Annotated in this window: 26 protein-coding genes, 1 riboswitch and 3 other annotated features; of the genes, 6 read left to right on the forward strand and 20 right to left on the reverse strand. The window is 42.5% G+C overall.

The features are described 5' to 3' along the window. Positions 1–173: 173 nt before the first annotated feature. The 11 genes from KS242_RS11050 to KS242_RS11100 form a co-directional block, all read right to left on the reverse strand. Positions 174–1,007, reverse strand: a complete 834-nt coding sequence (locus KS242_RS11050; protein WP_217321387.1) for a hypothetical protein — start codon at positions 1,005–1,007, stop codon at positions 174–176. A 128-nt stretch (positions 1,008–1,135) separates the two neighbouring features. Next, positions 1,136–1,624, reverse strand: coding sequence for a type 4a pilus biogenesis protein PilO (gene pilO, locus KS242_RS11055; protein ID WP_217321388.1), 489 nt, complete (start codon positions 1,622–1,624; stop codon positions 1,136–1,138). Beyond that, the gene (locus tag KS242_RS11060) at positions 1,621–2,124 is read right to left on the reverse strand and encodes a hypothetical protein (protein ID WP_217321389.1); all 504 of its coding nucleotides are present in this window, start codon (positions 2,122–2,124) and stop codon (positions 1,621–1,623) included. The genes pilO and KS242_RS11060 overlap by 4 nt, the downstream gene beginning before the upstream one ends. Next, positions 2,125–3,075, reverse strand: a complete 951-nt coding sequence (gene pilM, locus KS242_RS11065) for a type IV pilus biogenesis protein PilM (RefSeq protein WP_217321390.1) — start codon at positions 3,073–3,075, stop codon at positions 2,125–2,127. Positions 3,076–3,088: 13 nt separating this feature from the next. Beyond that, the gene (locus tag KS242_RS11070) at positions 3,089–3,844 is read right to left on the reverse strand and encodes a prepilin peptidase (protein WP_217321391.1); all 756 of its coding nucleotides are present in this window, start codon (positions 3,842–3,844) and stop codon (positions 3,089–3,091) included. Positions 3,845–3,912: 68 nt separating this feature from the next. Beyond that, positions 3,913–4,341, reverse strand: coding sequence for a type II secretion system protein (locus KS242_RS18260; RefSeq protein WP_305852591.1), 429 nt, complete (start codon positions 4,339–4,341; stop codon positions 3,913–3,915). 51 nt (positions 4,342–4,392) lie between these two features. Next, positions 4,393–4,475: riboswitch (cyclic di-GMP riboswitch) on the reverse strand. A gap of 88 nt (positions 4,476–4,563) precedes the next feature. Then, positions 4,564–5,766, reverse strand: a complete 1,203-nt coding sequence (locus tag KS242_RS11080) for a type II secretion system F family protein (RefSeq protein WP_217321392.1) — start codon at positions 5,764–5,766, stop codon at positions 4,564–4,566. After that, on the reverse strand, positions 5,767–6,807 hold the full coding sequence (locus tag KS242_RS11085; RefSeq protein WP_217321393.1) for a type IV pilus twitching motility protein PilT: 1,041 nt from the start codon (positions 6,805–6,807) through the stop codon (positions 5,767–5,769). 11 nt (positions 6,808–6,818) lie between these two features. Next, the gene (locus tag KS242_RS11090; protein WP_217321394.1) at positions 6,819–8,441 is read right to left on the reverse strand and encodes a GspE/PulE family protein; all 1,623 of its coding nucleotides are present in this window, start codon (positions 8,439–8,441) and stop codon (positions 6,819–6,821) included. 136 nt (positions 8,442–8,577) lie between these two features. Further along, positions 8,578–8,976, reverse strand: a complete 399-nt coding sequence (locus KS242_RS11095; protein WP_217321395.1) for a hypothetical protein — start codon at positions 8,974–8,976, stop codon at positions 8,578–8,580. After that, positions 8,963–9,403 (reverse strand): prepilin-type N-terminal cleavage/methylation domain-containing protein, encoded by a 441-nt coding sequence (locus KS242_RS11100; protein WP_217321396.1) that lies wholly within the window; start codon positions 9,401–9,403, stop codon positions 8,963–8,965. The genes KS242_RS11095 and KS242_RS11100 overlap by 14 nt, the downstream gene beginning before the upstream one ends. A 38-nt stretch (positions 9,404–9,441) precedes the next feature. Between KS242_RS11100 and KS242_RS11105 the strand changes: the two genes are divergently transcribed. Next, positions 9,442–10,815 (forward strand): prepilin-type N-terminal cleavage/methylation domain-containing protein, encoded by a 1,374-nt coding sequence (locus tag KS242_RS11105; protein WP_217321397.1) that lies wholly within the window; start codon positions 9,442–9,444, stop codon positions 10,813–10,815. Between the two features lie 40 nt (positions 10,816–10,855). Here the strand turns inward: KS242_RS11105 and KS242_RS11110 are convergent, their stop codons facing one another. From KS242_RS11110 to KS242_RS11120, 3 genes are all read right to left on the reverse strand, one after another. Beyond that, a complete protein-coding gene (locus KS242_RS11110) occupies positions 10,856–11,383 on the reverse strand; it encodes a YceI family protein (RefSeq protein ID WP_217321398.1) in 528 nt (175 codons plus the stop codon). 103 nt (positions 11,384–11,486) lie between these two features. Further along, positions 11,487–13,223, reverse strand: coding sequence for a sensor domain-containing diguanylate cyclase (locus KS242_RS11115; protein WP_217321399.1), 1,737 nt, complete (start codon positions 13,221–13,223; stop codon positions 11,487–11,489). Positions 13,224–13,292: 69 nt separating this feature from the next. Beyond that, positions 13,293–14,510 carry a bifunctional folylpolyglutamate synthase/dihydrofolate synthase gene (locus KS242_RS11120; protein WP_217321400.1) on the reverse strand — a complete coding sequence of 406 codons (1,218 nt, stop codon included), beginning with the start codon at positions 14,508–14,510 and terminating at the stop codon, positions 13,293–13,295. A gap of 112 nt (positions 14,511–14,622) precedes the next feature. On the opposite strand from KS242_RS11120, the gene KS242_RS11125 reads away from it, so the two are divergent. The 3 genes from KS242_RS11125 (at position 14,623) to KS242_RS11135 (ending at position 17,285) form a co-directional block, all read left to right on the forward strand. Further along, positions 14,623–15,516 (forward strand): ATP-grasp domain-containing protein, encoded by an 894-nt coding sequence (locus tag KS242_RS11125; protein WP_217321401.1) that lies wholly within the window; start codon positions 14,623–14,625, stop codon positions 15,514–15,516. After that, positions 15,513–16,358 carry an ATP-grasp domain-containing protein gene (locus tag KS242_RS11130; RefSeq protein WP_217321402.1) on the forward strand — a complete coding sequence of 282 codons (846 nt, stop codon included), beginning with the start codon at positions 15,513–15,515 and terminating at the stop codon, positions 16,356–16,358. The genes KS242_RS11125 and KS242_RS11130 overlap by 4 nt, the downstream gene beginning before the upstream one ends. Positions 16,359–16,493: 135 nt before the next feature. Next, positions 16,494–17,285: an ABC transporter ATP-binding protein gene (locus KS242_RS11135; RefSeq protein ID WP_217321403.1), complete on the forward strand. Its 792-nt coding sequence runs from the start codon at positions 16,494–16,496 to the stop codon at positions 17,283–17,285. A 14-nt stretch (positions 17,286–17,299) separates the two neighbouring features. Here the strand turns inward: KS242_RS11135 and KS242_RS11140 are convergent, their stop codons facing one another. Then, positions 17,300–17,590 (reverse strand): DUF3784 domain-containing protein, encoded by a 291-nt coding sequence (locus KS242_RS11140; protein ID WP_217321404.1) that lies wholly within the window; start codon positions 17,588–17,590, stop codon positions 17,300–17,302. A 155-nt stretch (positions 17,591–17,745) separates the two neighbouring features. Further along, positions 17,746–19,089, reverse strand: coding sequence for an amino acid permease (locus KS242_RS11145; RefSeq protein ID WP_371747635.1), 1,344 nt, complete (start codon positions 19,087–19,089; stop codon positions 17,746–17,748). A gap of 120 nt (positions 19,090–19,209) precedes the next feature. Beyond that, positions 19,210–19,429 (reverse strand) — a binding site (T-box leader). 36 nt (positions 19,430–19,465) lie between these two features. Next, positions 19,466–19,688: a binding site (T-box leader), on the reverse strand. Positions 19,689–19,969: 281 nt separating this feature from the next. Between KS242_RS11145 and KS242_RS11150 the strand changes: the two genes are divergently transcribed. Then, positions 19,970–20,482, forward strand: coding sequence for a CarD family transcriptional regulator (locus KS242_RS11150; RefSeq protein WP_217321406.1), 513 nt, complete (start codon positions 19,970–19,972; stop codon positions 20,480–20,482). Positions 20,483–20,577: 95 nt separating this feature from the next. Here the strand turns inward: KS242_RS11150 and KS242_RS11155 are convergent, their stop codons facing one another. The 3 genes from KS242_RS11155 to KS242_RS11165 form a co-directional block, all read right to left on the reverse strand. After that, positions 20,578–20,766 (reverse strand): hypothetical protein, encoded by a 189-nt coding sequence (locus KS242_RS11155; RefSeq protein WP_217321407.1) that lies wholly within the window; start codon positions 20,764–20,766, stop codon positions 20,578–20,580. Positions 20,767–21,002: 236 nt separating this feature from the next. Then, positions 21,003–21,560, reverse strand: coding sequence for a GNAT family N-acetyltransferase (locus KS242_RS11160; protein WP_217321408.1), 558 nt, complete (start codon positions 21,558–21,560; stop codon positions 21,003–21,005). A 65-nt stretch (positions 21,561–21,625) separates the two neighbouring features. After that, on the reverse strand, positions 21,626–24,280 hold the full coding sequence (locus KS242_RS11165) for a valine--tRNA ligase (RefSeq protein ID WP_217321409.1): 2,655 nt from the start codon (positions 24,278–24,280) through the stop codon (positions 21,626–21,628). Between the two features lie 52 nt (positions 24,281–24,332). Then, positions 24,333–24,573: a binding site (T-box leader), on the reverse strand. 122 nt (positions 24,574–24,695) lie between these two features. On the opposite strand from KS242_RS11165, the gene KS242_RS11170 reads away from it, so the two are divergent. Further along, the gene (locus KS242_RS11170; RefSeq protein ID WP_217321410.1) at positions 24,696–24,884 is read left to right on the forward strand and encodes a hypothetical protein; all 189 of its coding nucleotides are present in this window, start codon (positions 24,696–24,698) and stop codon (positions 24,882–24,884) included. Here KS242_RS11170 and KS242_RS11175 read toward each other — a convergent pair whose 3' ends face one another. After that, complete coding sequence (locus KS242_RS11175) at positions 24,885–25,898, reverse strand: protein kinase family protein (protein ID WP_217321411.1); 1,014 nt, start codon at positions 25,896–25,898, stop codon at positions 24,885–24,887. Positions 25,899–25,909: the final 11 nt, after the last annotated feature.

Raw genomic sequence — 25,909 nt, forward strand, 5'->3', positions numbered from 1 at the left:
ACAAAATACCGCCTTCCTTTAGACTCGGAATCCTGTGTGGCTGACAGGTTAAGAGCATCGTAACGGAAGGCGGCTATTGTTTCAAATTCATATTTAAGAAATCTATGACTGTTAAGACGCACATAATGACTAATTCTGCTCAAGAAAATAAACTTCCGAATAATCTGTTTGGCTTAATTGGAGATAGCTTCCGTTGATAGTTTTGCTGCTTCATGCCATACTGGCAGCATCATACTAGCCGTGAACGTCCCTTGTTCCATTGCGCTGATTGCTTCGGTTGATGTTGCTTTCACTTCTGCTGCTTCAGCTGGTACTTTCTCCTGCCATGCTTTCCATAGAGCTGGTTCTTGATTGTCACCTGCTGCCAACAATACAGCAAGCTCGTCCTGCCAGCCATTGCTTGTGGCTTCTACTCCTGGATCCCACGTTTTCACGTAGCTTTCATAACCTTGTGCTTGCAGTTGTGCTGCTGCAGCATCCGCCTCTTCTTTTGATCCGCCCATGCCTGTTAATAAGAAGAATTGTCCGTTCTTTTCCCATAGAACAGCAGGAACTCCAGCTTCCACGTAGCGTTGGGCTACTTCTTGTCCAATGTCTTCTTGATTATAGACACCGCCTTGCACGACATATGCAGTCAAGTCTCCAAATGCACCTGCATTAGCAGAAGCTTCTTGTGTCGCTACTGGCGCTGCAACGCCATTTGTCTCGGATTCGATACCTGCCGTATAACGTAACAGCAAGAACCCCAGCACCACTCCAATTAACGCTGCACCAAGCGCAGCTGCTGTCATTTTCTTGGCAATTGGCGACATCGCCAGCCTACTTTTATCTGACGGCTTCTTATTCAGCTGATCCAATACAGGCACATCTTTTTCGACTGTTGCTGCCGCTTCTTCGTCATAAAGTGTGTAGCTTCCCTCGCCGACCATCTCTTCTTTTGCCTGCTGCTGTTGGTTTCTCTGCTTTTTGCCGCCCATTTTGACGGAAAATCCTTTTTTCTCTTCCATTCTGCACCTCTTTTATGAATGATTTGGACTAACTCTAGCACAGCTAAAACTAGAAGTAAGAGAAATGCTGTCGAGACAAAAAAAGAGTGTTCGACAGGAAGAACCTATCAAACACCCTTTTCTACGAATTAAGAAGCAGGATTATAAAATACCCGTAAAGATATCGTTGCAATATAGCTGTTTTCCGAAGCATTTGTCACGTCAATTTGTTCTATTTCTGCCTTACGCTGCATAGCATCGACTTCTGTTAGGAATTGGTGCAATGCATTGTAATCAGAAGAAGTTATGCTGAGCTGATAGACAAAGGACCCATCCGATTCGGTAGTTGTATCATTGGAAATCGATGTAATCGTCGTATCATTAGCTTTTGCTAATTCCGTTAATTTTCTCAGCAATTCATCTTCAAGCGGTGCATCCGGCATTTGACTTTGTTCTTTCGGAGCCACCGACGTTCCCAGAACACGTTCCTGGTTCGCTACAGCAGTTTCCACTGAGGCAGTGTCATTCTTTATCGGTATCACATATAAAACAAAACACATTACCGTCAGCAAAATAACCAGCAAGAACGAAAAAACCATAACTTTCCGTCGCTGTGATGCATCTGACCAGTTTATCATTCTGCGGTCACCTCGCTTGTCCAAGCAGCTTGATCGATAGTAAAGATAAATACTGCTTGAAAACTATTTGCTCCTTGCGGTGTTATAGACTGTAAGGAAGAACGAGAGACAAATCCAGTTTCTCGAGCCGCTTGGATATAATCGGCAGCAGCTTCCTCATTTTCCACTAGAAGTGTTACCGTTATCGGCTCTAAACCGTGTCCTGCGTATGTTATCAATTCGGACCCTTTCGGTATTAACCCGTGTAATCTGTCCATTAATTCAACAGGATAAGGCATTGCCATACTTGCACTGCCAGACGCGGAGGTTGTCCGAGCATCCAGCTCTGCCTGATTCGCGGCTTGCTGGGCCTCCAAGTCTTGCAGCTGTCCTTTCGCGGCAAGCAGCTGCCACGCAAATATTGCAGCACAAACAAGAACAACAGCTCCTAAAATACTAAGAAAAAGAACCGGGGAACGATGCTCTTGTGATTGATTTCGGAGTAAGTTAATATCCAGCATCTATTTCTCCCCTTTCATCGACAAACCAAGCACATCAGCATAGGCAAGAGGCAATTCCTCCATAACCTTCCGCTCGAATGTTACGGTTTCGATTTGCAGGCGCTGTCTAAGTTCATCCGTTACTTCACTCAGCTGCTCATAATCTCCGGAAATAAGCAGCTTTGTTATACCAGATTCCCCGTTCATTACGGAATAACGGTAGAAATCCATAAATCGCTCGATCTCGGTGAGCTGTTCTTGTAAATAAGCGTATGCCCGGTCTGTTTCTTCTGTATAAAACAAGTCTTGTTCCATATGGTCTTGCAAATTACCGAAACTGGATTGTGACTGTCGGATAAACAAAGGCATGTCTTGATGAAAGGCTGTTAAAATAAGACCACTGTGATTCCATTGCAATAAAAGCAAATGATCAGCTGCCGTTTCCTCGTACTGTTTTGCGTATAGACGGTAAAGAGATAAGGATGCTAAATCTGCTGCTATGGGCTGAAGCCCCGCTTCTTTAAATGCTTGCTGAAACGTATCAACACGCTTGCCCGGATAAGCGACTAACAGAATGGTATGTTCCTCTTCCCCTTCCGACAGCAATTCAAAATCCAAAACCGGATCCTCAAAAGGCAGCTGAATTGTATGCTGTAATTCGGTATACAGAAACGGTTTGATTTCCTCCCGTTTCAATTGCTTCGGCACTTGATGCTGCCGCAGCGTTACCGCTTGGTCAGGCATTGTACATATAAGATCGCGTCCGCGCCAGTTGTTTTCTTCCACTACTTTTCGGACAACCTTTACGAATTGTTCTGCAGATTCCAATTTTCCGTTTCGGATGGTTCCAGCCGGCAATTCCAAACTGCCATATGTATTGCCATTGCGAAATCCTGCAGGCTCTCCTGCAGCATAACGCAAAACGTTTTCTTGAATGATGATGTACACTTGTTTGCTTTGCTTTTTAAACATGAACGACCCTCATTTAAAAGAATGAATTAATGTACCAGCTAATCATTGCTTCCCCATGGAAGTAAGTAATTAGTGCACCCAGCAAAATATACGGACCAAAGGGAATTGCCTGCTTCCTTTTCAGCACCTTCGTTGAAAGGAGTACCAAACTAATTACAGCTCCAATTACAGAGGATAAAAAGAATGTAAGTAAAACACCCTTCCAGCCAAGCACGACTCCCAGTACGACAAACAGTTTCAAATCCCCGCCGCCCATTCCGCCTCGACTGAATAAAATGACAAGGAAAAGCAGCACAAAAGCCACAACAGCTCCAATGATAGAATCCCACCAAGGATCTAATGGGGTGAAGACGCGGAGAATAATGAATAGAGGAAGAAAGAACAGCAATATCTTATTTGGAATCAGCATAAATTTCATATCCGTAACGAACAGAATCGCAGCCATAGATACCAAAACAAATGCAGTAATCAGCTCCCATTCCAGTCCGATTACATAATAGCTATAGCCGAATAATAAGCCTGTTGCTAGTTCCGTGAAGGGATAGAGTGGGGAAATTTTTTGTTTGCAGCTGCGGCATTTTCCGCCAAGGAGTATGTAGGAGATTACAGGTATTAGATCGTACGCTTTAATCTGCTGCTTACAATTAGGGCAATAAGAGCGTTCGGATTGGAACATCTTTTTTTCTGGTACGCGCATGCCGACTACATTGTAGAAGGAACCAAGTACTAAACCAAATATAATAAAATAACTCATCAAAAATATTGACATTCAGTTTCCCCTTCCATATGTAAAGACAGAAATCTCTCACGAGGAGAGATTTCTGTTAATCATGCATGTTATGAGTGAGTATCAGCTTTTTCGTTAGCTTCAGCGCCTGCTGTACCTACAGGTTCATCATCTTTTCCAAACTCGTAAACTTCTGCTTTATATTGACCATTTTCTAGTGTAACTTTACTTGTTGCTTTGTCATAGGATTTACCATCTTCTGGATTTTGCGGAGCACTTAGATATCCTTCTTTAATCAAAGCATCTAATGTATAGGAAGCTGTGTCGTCCCCTCCATCTTTCACAGAAGCTAATCGTGCTGCTTCAATCATTTGCTGGGCTGTAGCATTATGCGCATCTTCTCTACTATCACCAATTAAACCTGAAATGACAGGAATAGCGATGGCAGCTAAGATTCCTAAAATCACAATAACTGCAAGCAGCTCAACAAGCGTAAAACCTTTTTCGGACTTCATTTTCTTTTTCAAAAACTTTTTCATTGTGGACACTCCTTTATTATGTAGTTGTTTCCGGCCACGTGGAAAGCAATGGATTAATATGGCCGGTTGCACTACTAGCTCAAAAATAACCAAGTGCCCACATAGAGTTATTTTATCATCGCTTCCTATCAATCTAGTACGATTATAACAGACAATACATGAAAATCTACCCGAAATTTCAAAAATTTACATTGAAATTGTCACTTTACTAGTTATTTACTACTACAAGTTTTCATATAATGAAAACATTGGGAGAATCACTGCAGTAACAATACCTCCAACCATAACGGATAGCACCAAAATTAAAACAGGCTCTAATAATGCTTTCAGTCTTTCAGCAGCATAATCCAGCTCTTGTTCATAAAAATTAGCCGCTCTTTGCAAAAGACTATCCAACGAACCAGATTTTTCTCCTACACGTATCATTTGTGTCACCATTGGCGGAAATGCCCAGTGGGCCTCCATCGGCCCAGCTAGCGAGTCACCTTTCTCAATCGCTTTATAGCATTCTTGCATTACCTGTTCCATCACGGTGTTTTGTATAACACGTCCAGAAATTTGCAGCGTATCAAGAATTGGAACAGAACTTTCTAACAGCGAACTCACAGTCCTTGTCATCCTGGCAAGGATTGCTTTTTGATAAAAGCTGCCGAGTACTGGGATCTTTAGTTTCAGTGTATCTAAAAATAATTTGCCTGTTGGTCTTACCACAATAATTCTATATAAAATAAAACACAGCAGCAAAAGCAGAGCACCAAGGTACCAGTACTTTTGCATAGTCTCTGACAAACGCAATACAAATGCTGTATACGCGGGAAGTTCAGCATTCATTGTAGAGAACATGCCTGTAAATTGCGGAAATACTACTACGAGAAGCGCTACACAAATTGCAACCGCGACAAATCCGACAAGAACTGGATAACTCATTGCCGTAATGACTTTCTGCCGCATGTCGTATTGTTTCTCATAATAAACTGCCATTTTATTTAAGACATCGTCCAGTTCCCCGCTCGCTTCTCCCGCGCGAATCATATTCACGAATAGCTCTGGGAAGATTTTCGGATGCTTTTCAACTGAATGCGAGAAACGGACACCTTCCACCAGGTCTATTCGCACATACTTCAGGGTATCTTTTAAAAACTTGTCCTTTGTTTGTTCCTGTAGCAAACCTGTTGCCTCTACTAGCGAAACACCCGCTTCAATCAGTGTTGATAATTGACGAAGGAAGATAATAAATTCTTTCTTTTTCACTCTTTTACCAAAAGAAAGTTCTTTATTTAAAGTGCGATTTAATTCGCGAAGCTCAAAGACAATGAGCTGTTGCGATTGTAACTTTTCCAATGCTTCACTTCGGTTTTCAGCTTGCACTTTTCCTCGCTTTGCTTTGCCAAGCATATCTCGAGCATTGTATTGAAAGTAATGCATTTATACCCCTCGCTCTTCCAAAAATGGTGTCACTTGATCCATTGTTACGATTCCTGCGGATACCATCTTGCGAATGCTCATGTCCATCGTATGCATACCTTGATCACGTGACGTTTGCATAATACTTGGAATCTGATGCATCTTCCCGTTGCGGATCAAGTTTTTGATTGCCGACGTATTGATGAGTAACTCCGTTAATGCTTTGCGCCCTTGTCCATCAGCACGGCGAACGAGCCGCTGTGATAAAACTGCAGACAGTACACTAGCCAGCTGAATACGAATTTGCGGCTGCTGCTCAGCAGGAAATACGTCAATAATCCGATCAATTGTTTGTGACGCGGAACTCGTATGTAGCGTCGCTAATACAAGATGACCCGTCTCAGCTGCCGTGATAGCCGTCGAGATTGTTTCTAAGTCTCGTAGCTCTCCGACGAGAATGACATCCGGATCTTGGCGCAAACAAGCGCGCAGACCATTTGCGAAATTATCCGTATCCAAGCCCACTTCCCGCTGGTCGATAATACATTGATTATGCTTGTGTAAATACTCAATCGGGTCTTCCAATGTAATGATGTGACGCTGCATGCTCGAATTCATATGGTGAATCATCGCCGCTAAAGTGGTACTCTTCCCGCTGCCAGTTGGACCTGTTACTAAAATTAAGCCTTGAGGTTTCCCAGATAGCATGCGCAGAACGTCTGGCAAATCTAAATCGGTTAGCGTGGGCACGTTGGTCGGTACAACACGGACAGCTAAAGAAACGCAGCCTCTTTGGTGATAAGCATTAATTCGGAAACGTGAAATACCAGGAATACTATAGGAAAAATCGACTTCGCCTGCTTCTTTGAATCGAAGCCAGTTTTTTTCACTTAAAATCGCTTTTGCCATGCCTTCCGTGTCCTCAGGGTTTAGATTTTTACCCCGATGCCGACGAAGCACACCGTGCACACGAAAGATTGGCGGAACTGCCACAGTCAAATGAATATCTGATGCGTTCATTTCCATTGCTGCTATCAATAGCTGATCAAAAGTCTCTTTCATCTGGACGCTCCTTAACTATCTACCGTAATCCGCAATACTTCTTCCACTGTTGTCATGCCTTGTATTGCTTTCTCTAATCCATCATCAATTAACATCTTCATTCCATTTTCAACAGCTGCTTGCTTAATTGTATCCACAGAACGCTGCTGAATAAGCAAATCCCGGATATGATCATCGACAACGAGCAGCTCATGCACAGCCATCCGGCCTCTATAACCTGTCTGCTTACAGCTGTTACATCCCATACCGCGATATAACTGGTCACTTTCTAATCCATGTCTTGCTAATAGTTCCTCTTCTACGTTTGTCGGTGTATATGCTTGTTTACAATCTCGGCAAATTCGTTTTACAAGACGCTGCGCCACCACTCCTGTCACGGAAGAGACAACTAAATATGGCTCTATCTTCATGTCCATTAAACGTGGTATAGAGGCAATGGCATTGTTTGTATGCAATGTACTGAAAACAAGGTGACCAGTAAGGGACGCTCGAATAGCAATCTCTGCTGTCTCACTGTCCCGTATCTCCCCGACCATAATAATGTTTGGATCTTGTCGAAGAATGGATCGCAGTCCTGTGGCAAAGGTTAGTCCGATGCTGCTGTTCACTTGCATCTGGTTCACACCTTGCAGCTCGAACTCTACCGGGTCTTCAACCGTGATAATATTAAATTGCTCGCGATTCAAGTGATTAATAGATGCATACAGACCTGAAGATTTACCAGAACCAGTCGGGCCGGTAAACAATACAAGACCAGAGGGCTGCTCAATAAGCCTACTGTATTTCTTATAATTATCTTCGCTAAAGTCTAACTCGTTCAGTCCTTTAATTACGTTATTTAAGTCAAGAATACGAATAACGACCTTTTCTCCGTAAACAGTTGGCAGGACACTTATCCGAAGGTCCACATGAGTGTTTTCCATTTTCAACTTAATTCGACCATCCTGAGGCAGTCGCGTTTCTGTAATGTTCATATTAGCTAGAATTTTAACGCGAGCGACAACCGCCGCCTGAATTGATTTAGGCAACGTTCTCTCTCGGCGAAGGTCACCATCAATTCGATAACGCACTTGCACTTCTGTTTCGTAAGGGTCCATATGTATATCACTAGCTTTCAGCTGAACACCTGAGCTAATGAGCTGCTCTACGATACGAATCGCTGGCGCCGCTTCTGCCGCCGTCTCGGCACGTGATTCACCAGATTCGGCTTCTTTATAAACAGCCGTTATTGCTTCCAAAATCTCTGCTTTAGCAGCGATGACCGGTTTAATCGAGAATCCGGTATACATTTCCATATCATCAATCGCGTAATAGTCCATTGGATCATGCATCGCAACTGTCAGTACATTATTTTCTCTGCTTAACGGAATTACGACACTCTTCCGTGCGAATTGAATCGGCAGAAGCTTTACTAAGTCAAATTGGAATGGATAACGGAAAAGCGAAACATGCGGAATCCCTAGCTGAAATTCCAACACTTCTATGAGTTGCTGTTCGGTGATATATCCTTTTTCAAGCAGTACATCCCCTAATTTTTGACCCGGACGCTGCTCTTTAATTGCCGCTACAATCTGCTCCTCTGTAACAAGCTCCGCCCGCTTAAGCAGTTCACCCAGTTTTCTCTTTTTCGCCATACTTCCACTTCCAATCTTAAGTTTCTACAAAAATCTTCACTGTCTCTTGTCAATAGATTACTATTAATATAGTCTTAGATTAAAATGTAATCAATACTAAAGTAACATAAATAGGAATTCTGATGGAACTTTGGAACTATTTAGAGATTGGAATGTATTCCACTTCTGTACGTTCATTACCCTTTTCATCGCTTACTGTAATGGTTAACTTAATCTGGCTTTCTTCGAGTTCAGGCTTCGATAGCGTAGCAGTATATTCGTCAATTATTATAGGATTAGGTACGGTATGAAGTAGGCTAGTTAATTCTTTCTCTGTAATACCATCTTCTCCGCCTTGTTGTTTTAAGTATGTACTCACATAAACAACAGACATATTTATAATGTCTGTTTCAGCAGCAGCTTCTTCTTGCTTTACCATTTGTTTAGAAGTAGTAAGCAGTTGCGCGAATAGAATGGTTCCTAAAACAACAAACAGCACAATAATCCAGAGAACTAAAACCAATGCTGCACCTTTTTCATTATTAATTTTGGACATTGGTTTCACCCACTGTTAAAAATTTTCTCGCTATCCCTTTTGTTTCTGGTCTTTCTTCATTTGTTGTGGTAAAAACAGCTTGAACAAGGTTTTCTACCTGCCCTGTTTCGTACCTACATACATCTACATAAACTGTATATTTTTTACCACCGATTGTTTTCTTGAAAGGTGGTAACTTGCTCTTTTCTGCGCTGCTGCAACTTGCCAGCTGACTTACCGAAACATTCAAATCAGAGATCTTTTCATATTCTGCTGCAACAACATGGGCCGCTTCATTTGTTTTTAATGTATTGCCATTTATCTTGTTGTGCATAGCAGCTTGAGTGAACATAGGAACAAAAGCAACAATCACTATGGCTAAAATCGTTAGGCTCACCAATATTTCAATTAAGGTAAAGCCTTTCTCATTAAGTTTATATGATTTCAATAGACTCACCTCTATTAATCTTTCAGGAGTGTTGTAACATGTCGAACGAAAAAGGATTCACGCTCATCGAACTGCTTGCCGGTTTGCTTTTATTCAGCATTGTATCCGTAGCTGCAGTGTCCCTAACTGTTCAAGCGATGCATAACAATACAAATGCAGAAGCGACGAACAGTTTAAGAAACGATGCTACTTATGTAACACAAGTTTTGCGTACTGCATATGAAAACGGTAATTTAGATGGTATGTGTCTTAATAAGGAAGAGGAAAATATACTTAGATCAAAAAGTGATGAAATAATCAAGTTACAGTTAAATGATAATAAACTTTCAGCTATCGAATTTTCTTATAAAGGCTCTGACCCTTCTAAACCTAATTGCTTTAATTCTCAATCAGAAGTCAAAACTTTGCAAGTAAATTTTACTATTTCTCATAAAAACAACAATGAAGAAAATGAGACTTTTGACGTAGATACTGCTTTCTCAAAACCGACTAAAGATGAGCTTACAGTGTCTTTAGTTAAGCCTGACGAAGGTTCAGCTGTAATAGAAAAATGCAAAATACTTGAGAAACAAATAATCACAGATACTAACAATGATCAGTATTCAAAAGGATTACAGTTTACAGGTGACACTACATCTTCTTTGTGGCAATTTGATCTGAATAACCACCGCAGTGTAAAAGTTACAGATGGTAGTATGACTGTAACACATAGTACTAGTATTAATGATATACCGTTTAAAGTGGATCAGAGTTTGAAAGTAAATGGCGAATTGTCGCTTTATAATACTGCAGATACAAACATCGGAAAGCAAACATACACGCAAAATGGCTTAGGATTATTTAGTAAGTCATCCCTAGAAACTACAAGTCTAACTGTATCTAAAAAACTTCAAGCACAAAATCAATCAGTTCTTATGGTGCATGGTAATGTAGAAACTGGAGAAGGGGCTCACTTCTTTACTGAAAGTTCAGGATGTGTAGGTGGAGATGCATATTTAAAAGGCAACTCTGAGTTTCAAAATTTTAGTACTTTTCATATAGCGGGAAATCTAGAAGCAACAAACCTGAATTTATTATCGAAAGCAGAGCTGTATGTAGGTAAAGATACTCTGATATCTGGAAATATATATTTTCAGAGAGAAACTAAGTTTGAAATTGGAGGAAACGTACTAGTAAATGGAGATCTTACTGCGACTAACGGATCGCTATACGTAAAAGGTAATTTAAAGGTTCTGGGTAACTTAGACATTCATACCCCTGTCAAAATAATAGCAGAGGGTGATATTACAATAGAGGGTTCCAGTGGTCCTAACTGGTCAAAAGCGACTATATGCGCCGGTGGAGACATAAGAATAAAAAATAATAATGGCAAAGACATGATTATTAAAGAAAATCATAAATGCCAAAAATAAAGACCTACCCCACCCGGGATAGGTCTTTCCTTATACTCTCTTATTCTACAACAAACTCGAAGTCCGCTGTGAATTTAACATCTCTCCCAATCAATACGCCGCCTGTTTCTAGTGCTGCGTTGTAGGTTAGGCCGTATGCTTCGCGGTTGATTTTTCCTTCTACTTCGAAGCCGGCGATTGTGCTGCCGTCCATTGGGTTTTTGGATGTGCCATTGTATTCTGCTTTGAAAGTTTCTTCATTTGTTACTTCTTTAATAGTGAAATCGCCAATGATTTCGTATTCGTCACCGGAAACTTGTTTAACGGATTTGCTTTTGAATGTCATGGCAGGATGGTTGGCTGCATCGAAGAAGTCTCCAGACTGCAGGTGACCGTCGCGGTCCTGGTTGCCTGTGTTGATGGAAGCAGACTGAATTGTTACTGTAACAGATGAATTATCCAAATCATTCAAATCTCCGCTGAATTGTACGTCGAAGTCTTCGAATTTCCCCTTTGCTTTGGAAACCATCATATGTTTCACCGTAAAAGAAATACCACTGTGTGCTTTATCTAAATTCAATACTGCCATGTTCGTTCCTCCTCAGTTTCACTTTTTCATTAAGTTACTTTACGTAAGTAACTATATAATAATCACTTCATTACGTCAACAGCAAATACAAAAAAACATCCCTTTAAGAAGGAATGTTTTCTGGTTGTTCAATTTGATCATATATAGCTACTCTGTTCCGGCCCCGCTGTTTCGCACCGACATACATGGCGCGGTCGGCATGCCGGACAAGCTCGAGGTGATCTTCACTGTTTTCCGGGTAAGATGCAACACCGATACTTGCCGTCACAGCAAGTGTTACAAGCGACTGGTCCTCTAGAAAATGCTGCGTGATGAAAATGCGCTCCGTTATGCGCTGCTGCACCTTTGACGCAATCGCTGCTGCTTTGTCAGAAGAGTATCCTGGAAGAATAATGGCGAATTCTTCTCCGCCATAACGGGTCAGCACTCCTTCTTCAGCTACGGCCAGACGCAATCTGTCCGCTACTTGTCGCAGCACATCATTGCCTGCTTCATGTCCATACATGTCATTCACTTGTTTGAAGTAATCTAAGTCGAGCATAATCAAAGATACCGGCTCTGATTTGTCTCGATATTCAAACTGCTTTTGCATTTCTTTCTCGAAATAGCGATAATTATACAATCCCGTTAATGCACAGCGCTCACTGATTTTCTTTGTTTGTTCATAGTTAACCGCATTCAGCAAGCTGACGGCCATAAAATCCGCGAGCAAATGGACGAGCGTATATTGGTATTTTTCGTATACGTTTCGCTGATCAGACAATAGTACAAGCATACCGATCATTTGACTTTCACGTTGTATTGGTACACACATTAAACTTTCACTGTGCACTGGCGCAGTACCTTTCCAATTGTGCAGCCATTGTTGCCGTTTGCCATATCGTATGCCAGCGCCATTTGCACAAAATGTGCTGCCTATCCCTTCCCCTTTATTTATCCGAATTCCTTGTTTATAGGGAGAATGATTTTTAGGGTCATACAAACGAATCAAGTTTAATTCGCCCTCTTCTCTCACATCGAAGAGCAAAGCCTGGTCGACTGGGACAAGTTCCACAATGCGCTCCATAAACAAATCAAGCGTCTCTTTCACATTCAACTGAGCGGTCAGCTCATGTCCTATTTCACTGACCATTCGCAGCCGCTCATTCATGCTGCGGCTGCCATAGTAGAGCCGTAAAATATAGGAGGTACTGACAATGGAAAAACCGATAAATACGACAGCAATCGCACCAATCTCGTGATACAGCAAATGCAGAAGAAGTGCTGCTGGTAAAATATAAAAAGTCGTCATAAATTCCCAGAAAAAGCTGCGTTCAAAAATTTTGTCCCGTTTACCATATATGAGTCTTCTAGTTAAAGTAATTAAAACATGATTTAATAGAAAAAGTGTTAAGGAATAAGCCAATATCGCTATAATGTGCAACGGCGTTTCCAGTGTCTTTTCTTCACTTCCAGGCAATTCAAATAAATGATACACACCAGCTACGCTTACAGACATTACTAAGAACATCAAATAATTTAAAGGGATTCGGAAGATATCTTTTCTTGTCATCCGCACTTGCAGCAGCACAATTGTGATGCTGAGTGTTGTAATGATTAATTCGATAAATAAGCCGAAGTTGAGATAAATAACCAAGGTGATGCCATTGAGGAAGAAAACGGGTATTTGGTTAACCATGATTGGGAAAAGTGCAACAACAACAGCCAGCGCAGTAAATGCACTTAAATCCAGCCATTTAATCTCCTGAAAATTAGTATGTTGACAGATCATATACAAAGAAGCAGGCCAAATAATCAACCACGCTACCCAAATCCAACGTCTCTTGCTGCTGCTCACCATCTCGTTTCTTCCTTCCTGCTATACCCCAAAACCTCATAAAATTTCAGATAATTAAAATTAACACATTTTTCAATTTTTAACAATATAAGCTCTTACTTGATAGATGAAGTGGAGTGATCCAGTCACAAAATAAACCGTATCTCTTTGATTAGCTGTACATGCCTGGTCGACCCACTCCGTCCACCGGACCCTATTCGCTCCCGGAAATGCTTCTGTCAATGTGCTCAAATCTGCAGCACGTTCATGTTCAAACGTCGTCAATGTAATGTCATCTGTAATCTCTTGAAGCTGCTGTATCATCTGTTCGAATGGCTTGTCTTGAAACGCACCGAATAGAACCTTTATTTTTTTGTCTGGGTAATGTGCTTGTACCGTTTTAACAAAAGCAGCCATACCTTCTGCATTATGCGCTCCATCAAGGATAATTTGAGGCTCTTTTTTGATAAGCTCAAATCTTCCTGGCAGCTGTGTCTGGCTTATTGCTTGTCTTACTTTCTCTTCCTCTAAAGTAATCCCTAGCCCCTGAAGAACCTGACAAGCTTCCACGGCAAGTGCTGCGTTCAGCTTTTGGTGCTGACCTCTCATTTTTAGTTGCACTTGGAACCGTTCTGCATTTTCTGCCCTTACCCAAGTTAGAGGCACCTTTATTGCCTTTGCATGCGCTTCTATAACGTTAATAGCCTCCTCCTGGGTTGCCGCACTAAGTACTGGTGCTCCGGCTTTTATAATTCCTGCTTTTTCTGCCGCGATGTCTGCAATGGTATTTCCTAAGAACTTCTGATGGTCAAGGCCGATATTGGTAATAATGCTGAGTAACGGCTGCAAGACATTGGTCGCGTCGCCTCTTCCGCCCATGCCTGCTTCAATCAGGCTAATGTCAGCATGTTTGGCTAAATATGAAAAAGCAATACAAACATGAATTTCAAACTCACTCGGATGCGCATCTTGACCGTCCATTTCTTCAATTATTGCAAGAAGCGAATTACATTCATGTACAAATGCTTCCTCTGTTATCCAATGACCGTCCACTTGTATACTTTCCAAAAAGCCGCCGGGAGTTGGTGAAGTAAAACTTCCTGCTCTCCAGTTATTTGCTGTAAGGGCCCGGGCAAGATAAGTTGCTGTCGAGCCTTTGCCATTTGTACCTGCAATATGTATGGTTTTCATTCGCCGCTCCGGATTGCCTGATGCTTCTAGCAGCTGCTGCACCCGATGCAGCCCCGGCTTAATGCCAAGATGCCTGCGACCGGCTAAAAAAGCTTCTGCTTGTGCTAGGTTTTCAAACATAAAGCATCTCCTTCCATGTATAATGGACTATTATAACAAACTAGATCGTGCTGCCACTATAGAAATAATTTCTTCATATGTAGCGCATCTCCTAAAGAAAGGAACTTCAACTATGGCTACACCGAAACTTGGCTGGGTCATCTACAATGGCCATCTTGGCGGGAAAAAGTTTCTCGACTTTGCAGAATGGATGCAGCGCGCCGCCAAAGCACAGCAGATTGATATGAAAATCATTAAAAATAACGCCTTGTTAGGCGTCGTTGGTTCAGCTAACGGTTTACTCAAAGAAGCAGAGGATATGCCGGACTTTGTCGTCTTTAGTGACAAAGATATTCCGCTTGCGCAGCAGCTGGAAACCTTAGGAATCCCGTTATTCAACTCCAGCAAATCGATTGCTCTCTGTGACAATAAAATTTTGATGTACCAAGCACTTGCAGCAGCAAACATTGCCATACCGAAAACGATTATCGCACCAAAAATATTTCCAGGTACCTTGCCTGTGCAGCTGGATACGTTTGAACCAGCAATAACAGAACTCGGCTTCCCGATGATTGTTAAAGAAGCATTTGGATCTTTCGGGGAACAAGTGTATCTTATCGAGACAAAAGAACAACTACATAAGAAAATAAGAGAAATCGGTACCGAGCCCTTTGTTCTGCAAGAATACATCCATACAAGTCATGGCCGTGACATCCGGATAAACGTTGTCGGCGATAAGGTCGTTGCCTCTATGATTCGAGCATCAGACACGGATTTTCGCGCCAATGTTTCACGAGGCGGCAGCATGCAGCCTTATACACCATCAGATAAAGAGGCAGAACTTGCGATTGCTGCTGCGCACACTGTCGGAACTAACTTTGCAGGTGTTGACCTGCTATTTGGACCTCAAGGGGAACCAATTGTCTGTGAAGTGAATTCCAATGCACATATCCGTTCTATCTTTGACTGCACGGGCGTCGATGTCTCTGATGCTATTATGTCACATATTAAAGAGATGCTATCATGAATGGCTGGCTGATTTATAATCGAGCAGATGCCGAACGAAACGCCGCTTTTATTGATTGGTTTCTTTCGGAAAGTGAACAGCTTCGCCTGGAATTGCGTCTCGTCTTCACAGATGAGCTGTCTATCTCGATAATGCGCGGACAAGCAGCCTTGAATCACAGAGAACAGGACATTCCCGACTTTGCTATTGTACGGACCATTGATCCGCTGCTGACGGCACACCTCGAGCAAGCAGGCGTTGCTTGTTTCAATAATGCACAAGTAGCTGCCTTGGCGAATGACAAAATAAAAACCCACCTGGAATTAACAAAGCTTGGTATCCCGATGGTAGATATGGTTTTCCAAACGAATGCCCCTATCCCCCAGCCGCCACTAGCTTACCCTTTTGTGTGGAAATCAGCAGGCGGCCGTGGCGGCAAGGACGTTCATTTAGTAGAAACACTGGCTCAATACCAGCACCTGCAGCAGCAATACATCAACCAGCCTATTCTTATGCAGCAGCTAGCACCGAGTGCAGGAAAAGATGTGCGCGTTTTTGTAATTGGCAAAACGATTATTGCGGCCGTTCTTCGCAGCAGTGAACAAGATTTTCGTGCAAATTATTCCCTTGGCGGCAGTGCCTCTCTCTACCATTTAAGTCGAGAAGAACAACAGCTCGTGCAGCGGATTGTAGATTATTACGACTTCAGCTTTGTGGGGATTGATTTTCTCTTTGACGAGGATGGAAGCTTTTTATTTAATGAAATAGAAGATGTAGTTGGAAGCAGAACGCTTAGCCAAGTGAGTGACGTGAATATCGTTCGGCTGTATTTGGAATATATAAAGCAATCCTTGAGTAGATAATGGAAATAACACCCGAGCATTACAATGATAGAGACGCTTAAGCAATACAGGGCGTCTCCTGCTTCGAATTATTCGAAAGTTTTGAATATAAAACTTATATCTGTTTAACTTAAGAAATGACAGGAGGCAGTACATATGATCCTAGCGTTAGAGAATGTGTCCTTAAAAAGAGATGGAAGCTGGATATTACAGAACCTGAATTGGCAAGTGCAGAAAGGGCAAAACTGGGTATTGTTCGGATTGAACGGATCTGGCAAAACCTCTCTGTTGAATTTGCTCAATGCATACAGCTTTCCGACAGAAGGAAACATGCAAGTATTAGGCAAAGAGTTTGGCCGTACATACCTTGCTGAAAAGCTGCGCATTCAAATTGGTTTTGTTTCCTCTTCTATTCAGCAGAAGTTCGACTTGGGCAATAATGCCTTTGAAGTTGTCTTGAGCGGTGCTTTTGCATCCATTGGACTCTATGAGAAACCTACGGAGGAAATGAAAGAAAGAGCTGTGCAGCTGCTCCATGATCTCGGCTGTTTTGCTTACGCAAATCGCCGCTACGAAACACTTTCACTCGGTGAAAGACAGCGTGTATTAATCGCTCGTGCTTTAATGGCAGATCCGCCGCTGCTCATCTTGGACGAGCCTGCCAATGGATTAGATTTTCTAGCAAGGGAAGCTTTGTTAGAATCCATCGAAAGAATCAGCAGCAAGCCAAACGCACCGACTATTATTTATGTCACGCATCATATCGAGGAAATCTTACCGATATTTAATCAGACACTGCTGCTCAAGGACGGAAAAGTATTCGCATCCGGAGGTACGAAAGAACTCATCTCCAGCGACCAGCTTTCAGCCTTCTTTGGCATTCCCGTCAACGTATTATGGCACCAAGATCGCCCGCTTTTATCTCGCGCACACTCGCTGAACAAGTAAATGACAATGACGCTTTATTTATCAACCATCGTTACATTCACATATATAATCAGCACAAGATTCGCCAGTACCACATACTGAACAGCAGCTATGCTCCATTCAGCTGGAAATACAATCGGCACTAAAATTAATATGAATCCACCAACCAAATAGAAGGCGCTGGCAAGTTCAATAAATTTCTTTTTATCTCGGATTCGTTCTTGGTTATACCCGCGCAGGAAACGCAGCTCTTTTTTCACGTTGATAAAGTAAGACAAGATAACAAACACGACGCCTACAAAAACAGACATGATTTGAACTTCCATTGCTTCGCCTCCATAAATAAATTCAGAGTCTTGTGTAAGCAATCAAGGATGATATAGAAAAAAGAATGCTACATAATAGTTATATAGCATTCTTTTCCATTTTATTTTATCTGAATTCTTGATTTGTTTAAAGTGCGCGCGTCAACTTAGTCATCTCAACCTTTTCGATTCCGACCTACAACCAAAGCCAAGACAATCAATATCGCTAAAGCTGTAAAACAAACTACCGTTCCTACCGAGATTCCTTTACTAAACGTAGATCCAATTAAGATGACACCTAATCCCACCATGCCGACGATTGTGGTTGTTGGAAACAGCCTCATTTTGAAATGCGGCATTTCTGCATAGCTAGGGCGCAGTTTCAGCTGTGCTGCGCATATGCTTAACCACAGCAATAGCATCGTGAAGCCTGGTATTGTCATCATCGTTCCGATAATGCTTTCTGGGGCAAAGTAAGCTAAGCCGGCTCCTACCAGCAGTAAGCCGCCATTTAATGCGATCGCATTGATAGGAGCTCCTGATTTAGAAGTTTTCGTCAAGGCTTGTGGCGCTTCTCTTTTTTCTGCTAAAGCAAACATCGTTCGGGAAGTCGCAAACATGCCGGAGTTTGCTGCTGAAAGAACGGCAGTCAATAAAATGAAGTTCATCACATGCGCAACTCCCGGTATGCCGATTGCATCCATTACTTGGGTAAATGGACTTTCCATACCGGCTACTTGGTCCCAAGGTATTAATCCAGCGATAATGGTGATTGGCATAATGTAAAAGATAAGCACCCGCCAAACGACACCTTGGATTACTTTTGGCAATACTTTTTTTACGTCTTTCGTTTCAGAGATGGCTACACCAATCAGCTCAGATCCGCCAAAGGAGAACATAACAATTAAACAAGCGCTGAATACACCTTGCAAGCCATTCGGGAAGAATCCGCCATGACCGAGCAAATGCTGTGTTGGTGTGTCAGGAGCAAAGTCTGTTAAGCCTAACAAAACTGCTCCGCCTAATATAATAAAGAGTACGAGTGCGATAATTTTAATACTAGCAAACCAAAATTCCATTTCCCCGTAAAACTTTACTTGCAGACTATTTATACTAATGATGATTGCGGCACAAATCGCACTTAACAGCCAAAGCGGCGTTTCAGAAAACCAAAATTGTAAGAAAGATCCCGCTGCCAGAATTTCTACAATGGTAACGAGTGTCCAGTTGATCCAGTACAGCCAGCCAACAATAAATGAAATATGAAAACCAAATGCTTTATGAACTAAATGCTGTACATTATGATTTGGATACATCACTGCCATCTCAGCTAAAGCAACCATAACAATTAACAAAAGGACGCCGCCCAGCAAGTAAGAAACAACAACACCCGGGCCAGCAATTCCGATTGTTTCGCCGCTCCCTTTAAAAATACCAGTACCAATCATACCAGCTAATGCTAAAAATTGAACATGTCTAGGTAGTAGCTCTTTCCGCAAACCATTCTGACTCATCTTGATCTCCTCTTTCCGTTCTTAATATCTTCTTCCGAAATGCTGTATAAAAATAACCATCTTCCATGGTTAACCACCTCCTTAACGTGCGAACAAAAACAAAAAGTCCCTGCTGACATCTCTATCAGCAGGGACGAATTATCGCGGTACCACCCTCATTATCGACATACGTATGTCGATCTCTCATGCAGCATAACGGCGCTTCCCCGTCTTCCCCTCACCTTTGGCTTCGAGAAAGATGCTCCTGGACTGTAATTCATGCTGTTCTTTGCACTGACTCGCACCCGCCGTCAGCTCTCTGGTTCAGGGAGAACATACACTACTCGTTTCCATTCATTGCTTCATTACTATTCAAATTAAAAAAGTCCCTGCTGAAAATATCAGCAGGGACGTGGATTTACGCGGTACCACCCTAATTATCAACATACGTATGTTGATCTCTCATTCTGCATAACGGCTCATCACCGTCTTCTCCTCACGCTTTGGTTTCGAAGAAGATGCTCCTGGATTGTAATTCACGTTGTTCTTTGCACTGACTTGCACCAACCGTCAGCTCGCTTTGGCAGGGAGAACATACACTACTGTGTTCCATTCAACGCTCATTTATTAAGATATTTAGTATCCTACAGCATAGCTGTTAAAAGGTCAATATGTTGTTAGAATTTATTTTTTTAAATAACTATTTAGCATGTTACTGACAGGAGCTCTTGCGGCTGAAAAACCTGATGCAGCTTGTATTTTGATCTCTTTTCGATTCAAAACATGCAACACTTTTTTACATATTTAAACAATAATTTTAGGCAGAGCTTCTCGGCAACACAAAGCCACAAAACCAACAAAGACAATCTGTGTTATAATGGAGTTAGAACGGAAGGGAGATTTTAATTTGCTCAAAGGTGGAGATAGTGTATTCTATCCATATCATGGGACTGGAACCATAGAATCTAAGGAATATATAACGGTCAAAGAACAAGAAAAAGAATTTTTTAAAGTGTTTTTCCCTAATCGGAAGATGCACATTTTTGTACCGAATCAGGATAAGAACTGGAATGGTCTTCGTCCAATCATTTCTTTAGATCAATTCGAAACGGTGAAAAAAGATTTCTATGATGAATGTGTTCCTTTACCTTCCTCTGTAAGTGAACGGTCAAAATTCTTAGAAAAGAAAATGAAGTCAGGTACTACTTCAGATCTTTTCCATATCATGCGAGACTTGCTGCACTTCCATATAACGGTAGGTAAGCTCTCACCACTAGACAAGAAAACCTATCATGATGCAGAAGCATTCTTAACGGAAGAGATTGAACTAATAAAGAATATCTCCTTCTCGGAAGCTTCTTCAGAAATGAAATCGGAAATTGGGAATCGCTTTAATATCGCTGCTCCCACATTTAAATAATTCAGACCTAGCAAAGAAGCTACTATATACGAAAACCCTTTCCGTTAAAGTTACCAAACTTTTTACGGAAAGGGTTTTTATATGTTCATAATTGCCTAACCTTCCACCGATTCTGCTTCCTTATCTACTTCCTCATCACCAGCTTCATTATATGGCTCTTCATGATTTACACGATTGGAGTCTTCCGTTTTCGTATCACTCGTGTCATCTGCATCACCGCTGCAGCCGCTGATAATAAAAACAGAAAGCAAAGCCCCTAAAAGGAAGGTATATTTGTTTTTCATGGTTTGTCCTCCTTCTTTCCACATTTTGATTCACCTGAACAGCCGTTTGTCTTATCTAAACGCTACTGGTGCCGTTCTTTTACACTACCCTCAAGAAATACCTTTCTAAACGGGCTTTTCCTTCATGCGACAATGCTGTGACTCCGAATAGCTTCATTCGTAAATCTATCTTTCAGAACTGAAAAAGGAGTTATCTCATCAGCGCAGAGACAACTCCTTTTAATAACGATATTCTGTTAGCTCTTGCTCCCTGCCTCCCATTCCTCTCGCAAAAGTCCATATACATGCGCATCATGTGTTTTTCCGCCATGATAATAATAACTGCGTAATAGTCCTTCTCTTTGGAATCCTTGCTTTTCCAGAAGTGAAGCTGATGCGGTATTTTCGGGATAAACCATTGCTCCAATTCGCAGCAACTCAATCTCTTCAAAGCAATAACGAAGTACAGCTTGCATGGCTTCATTTGCAAAGCCTTTTTTCCAATGATCAGGATGAAGTTCGTAGCCAATTTCGGCCCGCATATTGCTGCGATTCACTTGGTGCAAGCCGATTGTGCCGAGGAAGCGGCCAGCTTCTTTGCAGTACATGCCCCAGCGAATCACTCTGCCTTCTTGCAGCCCACAGCGAAAGGAAGATATGACGCGCTCTGCTTCTTCAATTGACTGAAGCGGATCCATGCCATAAAACTGTGTCACATTTTCATTAGACAAGGTGGCAAAAAGGTACGGTGCATCTTGCATCTTCACTTGATCTAATACAATCCGCTTTGTTTCAAGCTTCTGGAATGTGAGCATGATATCTCTCCTTATGTAAGCCAAAGACGCACTAGCTTTGTTTTCTAGTGCGTCTTTTACTGGCATTAGCCTTTTAATTCATTGATACGCTGCTGTACGCGTGCGCGTTTGTCTTCATAATCTGCTTGCTTAGCACGTTCTTCTTCGACGATCTTTTCTGGTGCCTTGCTGATGAAGCCTTGGTTGGAAAGTTTCTTCTCAACACGTTCTACTTCTTTTGACCATTTGTCGAGTTCTTTCTCCAGACGTTCGATTTCTTTGGAGATATCAATCAAGCCTTCTAGCGGTAAGTAAAGCTCGACGCCTGTAAGAACTGCTGACATTGCTTTTTCTGGTGCTGTAACCTCTGTAGCAATTGTCAGTTCACTTGGGTTACAGAAGCGGTCAATATAGTGCTGCTGCGCTTTCATCTCTGTTTCAATTGTGCTGTCTTCTGCTTGAATAAGCAGCTTAATTTGCTTAGACATTGGTGTATCTACTTCTGCACGGATGTTCCGAACAGAACGAATAATGCTAACCAAGCGTTTCATTTCTTCGGCTGCTTTTTCATCATGAAGGTCTTTATTAACTGCAGGCCATGCTGCAATTGTAATAGACTCGCCTTCATGCGGCAGCTGCTGCCAAATTTCTTCTGTGATGAATGGCATGAATGGGTGCAGCATGCGCATTGTCTGATCCAATACATGTGCAAGCACAGAACGCGTCATCTGTTTTGCCGCTTCGTCTTCCCCGTATAGCGGCAGCTTCGCCATTTCAATATACCAATCACATACATCATCCCAAATGAAATTGTACAGATGACGGCCAGCTTCACCGAATTCATATTTCTCTGCATTGTATGTCACAGCTTCAATCGTTTCGTTCAAACGGGTAAGAATCCATTTATCTGCCAAGCTCTTCTCTTTGGATAAATCAATATCTTCGTATTTCAATCCTTCCATGTTCATCAAAGCGAAGCGGGATGCGTTCCAAATCTTATTGGCGAAGTTCCAAGTTGATTCAACTTTTTCCCACTGGAAGCGCAAATCCTGACCTGGTGATGAACCAGTTGATAGGAAGTAACGCAAAGAGTCGGCACCATACTTCTCAATCACATCCATCGGATCTACACCGTTACCAAGCGACTTACTCATCTTACGGCCTTCTCCGTCACGAACAAGTCCATGAATAAGTACATCTTTAAATGGACGCTCGCCAGTGAATTCTTTTGATTGGAAGATCATGCGGCTTACCCAGAATGCGATAATGTCATAACCTGTTACGAGCACATCTGTTGGGAAGTAGCGCTTGAAGTCAGCAGCTTCTGTGTCAGGCCAATCCATTGTCGAGAACGGCCATAATGCAGAAGAGAACCATGTATCCAATACATCTTCGTCCTGCTGCCAATTCTCAATGTCTGCTGGCGCTTCTTTGCCTACATAAACTTCTCCTGTTTCCTTATGGTACCAAGCCGGGATGCGGTGGCCCCACCAAAGCTGACGGGAAATACACCAGTCACGGATGTTTTCCATCCAGTAAGCGTATGTTCTTTCAAAACGTTCTGGTACGAAGTTGATTTTTTCTTCGCCTGCTTGCATTTCCAATGCTTGTTTCGCTAATGGCTCCATGTTAACAAACCATTGTGTGCTCAAGTAAGGTTCTACAACAGCACCGCTGCGCTCGGAATGTCCGACACTGTGCATATGCTCTTCGATTTTGAAAAGAACACCCTGCTCCTGCAAGTCTTTTACAATTTGCTTGCGGGCCTCAAAACGATCCAAGCCGTTGTATTTGCCTGCTTTTTCATTCATTGTGCCGTCTTCATGCATTACAAGAATGCGCTCAAGGTCGTGACGGTTTCCTAGTTCAAAGTCATTCGGGTCATGTGCAGGTGTAATTTTTACTGCGCCAGAACCAAATTCCATGTCTACATAATCGTCTGCAACAATCGGAATCTCACGGTTAACGACCGGAAGCATAACCGTTTTGCCAATCAAGTGCTGGTAGCGCTCATCATCCGGATGAACAGCTACGGCAGTATCACCAAGGAATGTTTCCGGGCGTGTTGTCGCAATTTCGATATGCCCTGTTCCGTCTGCCAATGGATAACGCATATGATAGAAGTGGCCTTGCACGTCTTTATGAATTACCTCAATGTCAGATAGTGCTGTTTTAGCAGCCGGGTCCCAGTTGATGATATATTCGCCGCGGTACAGTAAGCCTTTTTCATATAACGTCACGAATACTTCTTTCACTGCCTCGGAGAGCCCGTCATCTAATGTAAAACGCTCACGAGAATAATCCAAACCAAGCCCCATTTTCGACCATTGGGTGCGAATAAAGCTGGCATACTCTTCTTTCCATTCCCAGCTCTTCTCTAAGAAACCTTCGCGGCCAAGCTCATAACGATTAATACCTTGCTCACGCAGCTTTGCATCTACTTTTGCTTGCGTAGCGATACCGGCGTGGTCCATTCCTGGCAGCCAAAGCACATCGTAGCCTTGCATACGCTTCATACGAGTTAGAATATCCTGTAATGTCGTATCCCATGCGTGGCCTAGGTGCAGCTTACCTGTTACGTTTGGCGGCGGAATTACGATGGAGTAAGGCTGTTTGCTCTCATCTCCTGTTGCTTCGAAATATTTACCATCCAGCCAGAACTGATAACGGCCAGCTTCAATACTGGACGGATCATATTTGGATGGCAATGCTGTTTGTTCTTGTGATTTGTCTGTTGTCATGCCTAGTTCCTCCTTTAATGCTTTTGGTGAACATATAAAAACCCTTCTCATCCAAAAGGACGAAAAGGGTTAGTTTCCGTGGTACCACCTTCATTTACGGCACAAATAATAAAGCTGTGTCGTACACTCAAGGGAGATAACGGCTCTTCACCGGCTTCCCCTACTGACAATCGTGTTCGGGGTTGCTGCATCCAGGGCGACCTTCTACTGCAGGTATCCGGGAAACTTCCACCAATTGCTTCCCTCTCTAGTATGGATCCTTACACTATACTCTTCCCTGTCAAAGCATTTATGTCATGTATAGCTTATTGTATCCACTTGGCAGTAAAAAAGTCAATGCAGTCGCATATTTTTTTCAAAAAAGGGTAAACGCCCACGTGATTTGGAACATATACTGTCTACAGGAGGGATGACAATGAGTAAAATTAACCGCAACAATATGCCGGGCTTTCTCCGGTATTGGATTTCTGTCACCGAGAAGGCTATGATTCCGTTAATCATCTTTCAATTTATCCGGACCATTTTGTTTCCATCACTATTAGATGTCTTGCTGCTGGGCGGATTAATTGCTTTGTACTTTAGTTTTCAGTCAAAAGCAATCTAATTACGCATCTTCCTCTTCCTGGGTTTCTTGATCACGGAGATCTTGGAAGTAAGCTTGCGCGTTGAGTGCCTGCGCCAGCTGCCGATGTGTCTGGGTCAACTCCATTACAACAGCAGGGGCATCCGCTTTTTGCGGAGCATCTACATACTGCCTTACTTGCTTGAGATATCTTCCCGGATGCAGCAGGTGCAGCATGAGCAGGCTCTCTTCGTTTTTCTTCATTTGCCGGTGTTCTTCATATGTGTGCATATAATAAGGAGGATTTATCACATTGCTGTCGACAAACCGCCATTCTTCCTGGTAATAGCCAGCAAGATCAAGACTAGGATTGCCGAGCTTGGTCTTTTCCCAGTTAAGCAGATGCAGCGGACTGCCATCTTGCACATGAGACGGACGCAAATTGCCGTGCAAGACACTATGTTCCATCTCTGGGTCTTCTTTTAAGTCAGCATCATAATGGTCGTACCATTTGTCGAGCATGGCAGAAACGTGCTCAATATCTTTGTACTGGGTGCAGACGAGCAGCGGGACTGCCCCCATGTATGTCTGCGATTCAAACCGCTCCACAATAGCAAGCAGCTCATCACGGTCCTGCTGGAGCTTTTCTTTTTGTTTTGTGATTGCCAGCGAATAAGCTTCGTAATCAATGGGGTATCGTTTGCTGGTGGACGCGTGGATTTTTCCAAGTGTAGTAAACATCATTTCATACGGATGATCTGGTTCATCTGTTCGATGCCGCTCCAACCAAGGCATAAGATAATAAACTTCTCCTTCATCGATTACGTAGAAACTTTCCTGCAATGTTTGATAAACGGGCGGCACACCTTCCCGGTAAAAATTATGCTTGCCTTGGACAACCATCAGCCAGCGGTCAAGCCGCTCTGGGTGGAGGGATGACCTTTTTAAAGCAAAAGCCGCCTGGTGCGTTTGCACTTTTAACAGGCGACTTGAAATAGCTTGAACAGAGGCTGGCGTGATGCCATAGGCAGCTAGGATACGATCCACATTTTCCATCTAGCTCACCT

The organism is Terribacillus sp. DMT04 (assembly GCF_019056395.1).
In the GTDB taxonomy this organism is placed as follows: Bacteria; Bacillota; Bacilli; order Bacillales; family Amphibacillaceae; genus Terribacillus; species Terribacillus aidingensis_A.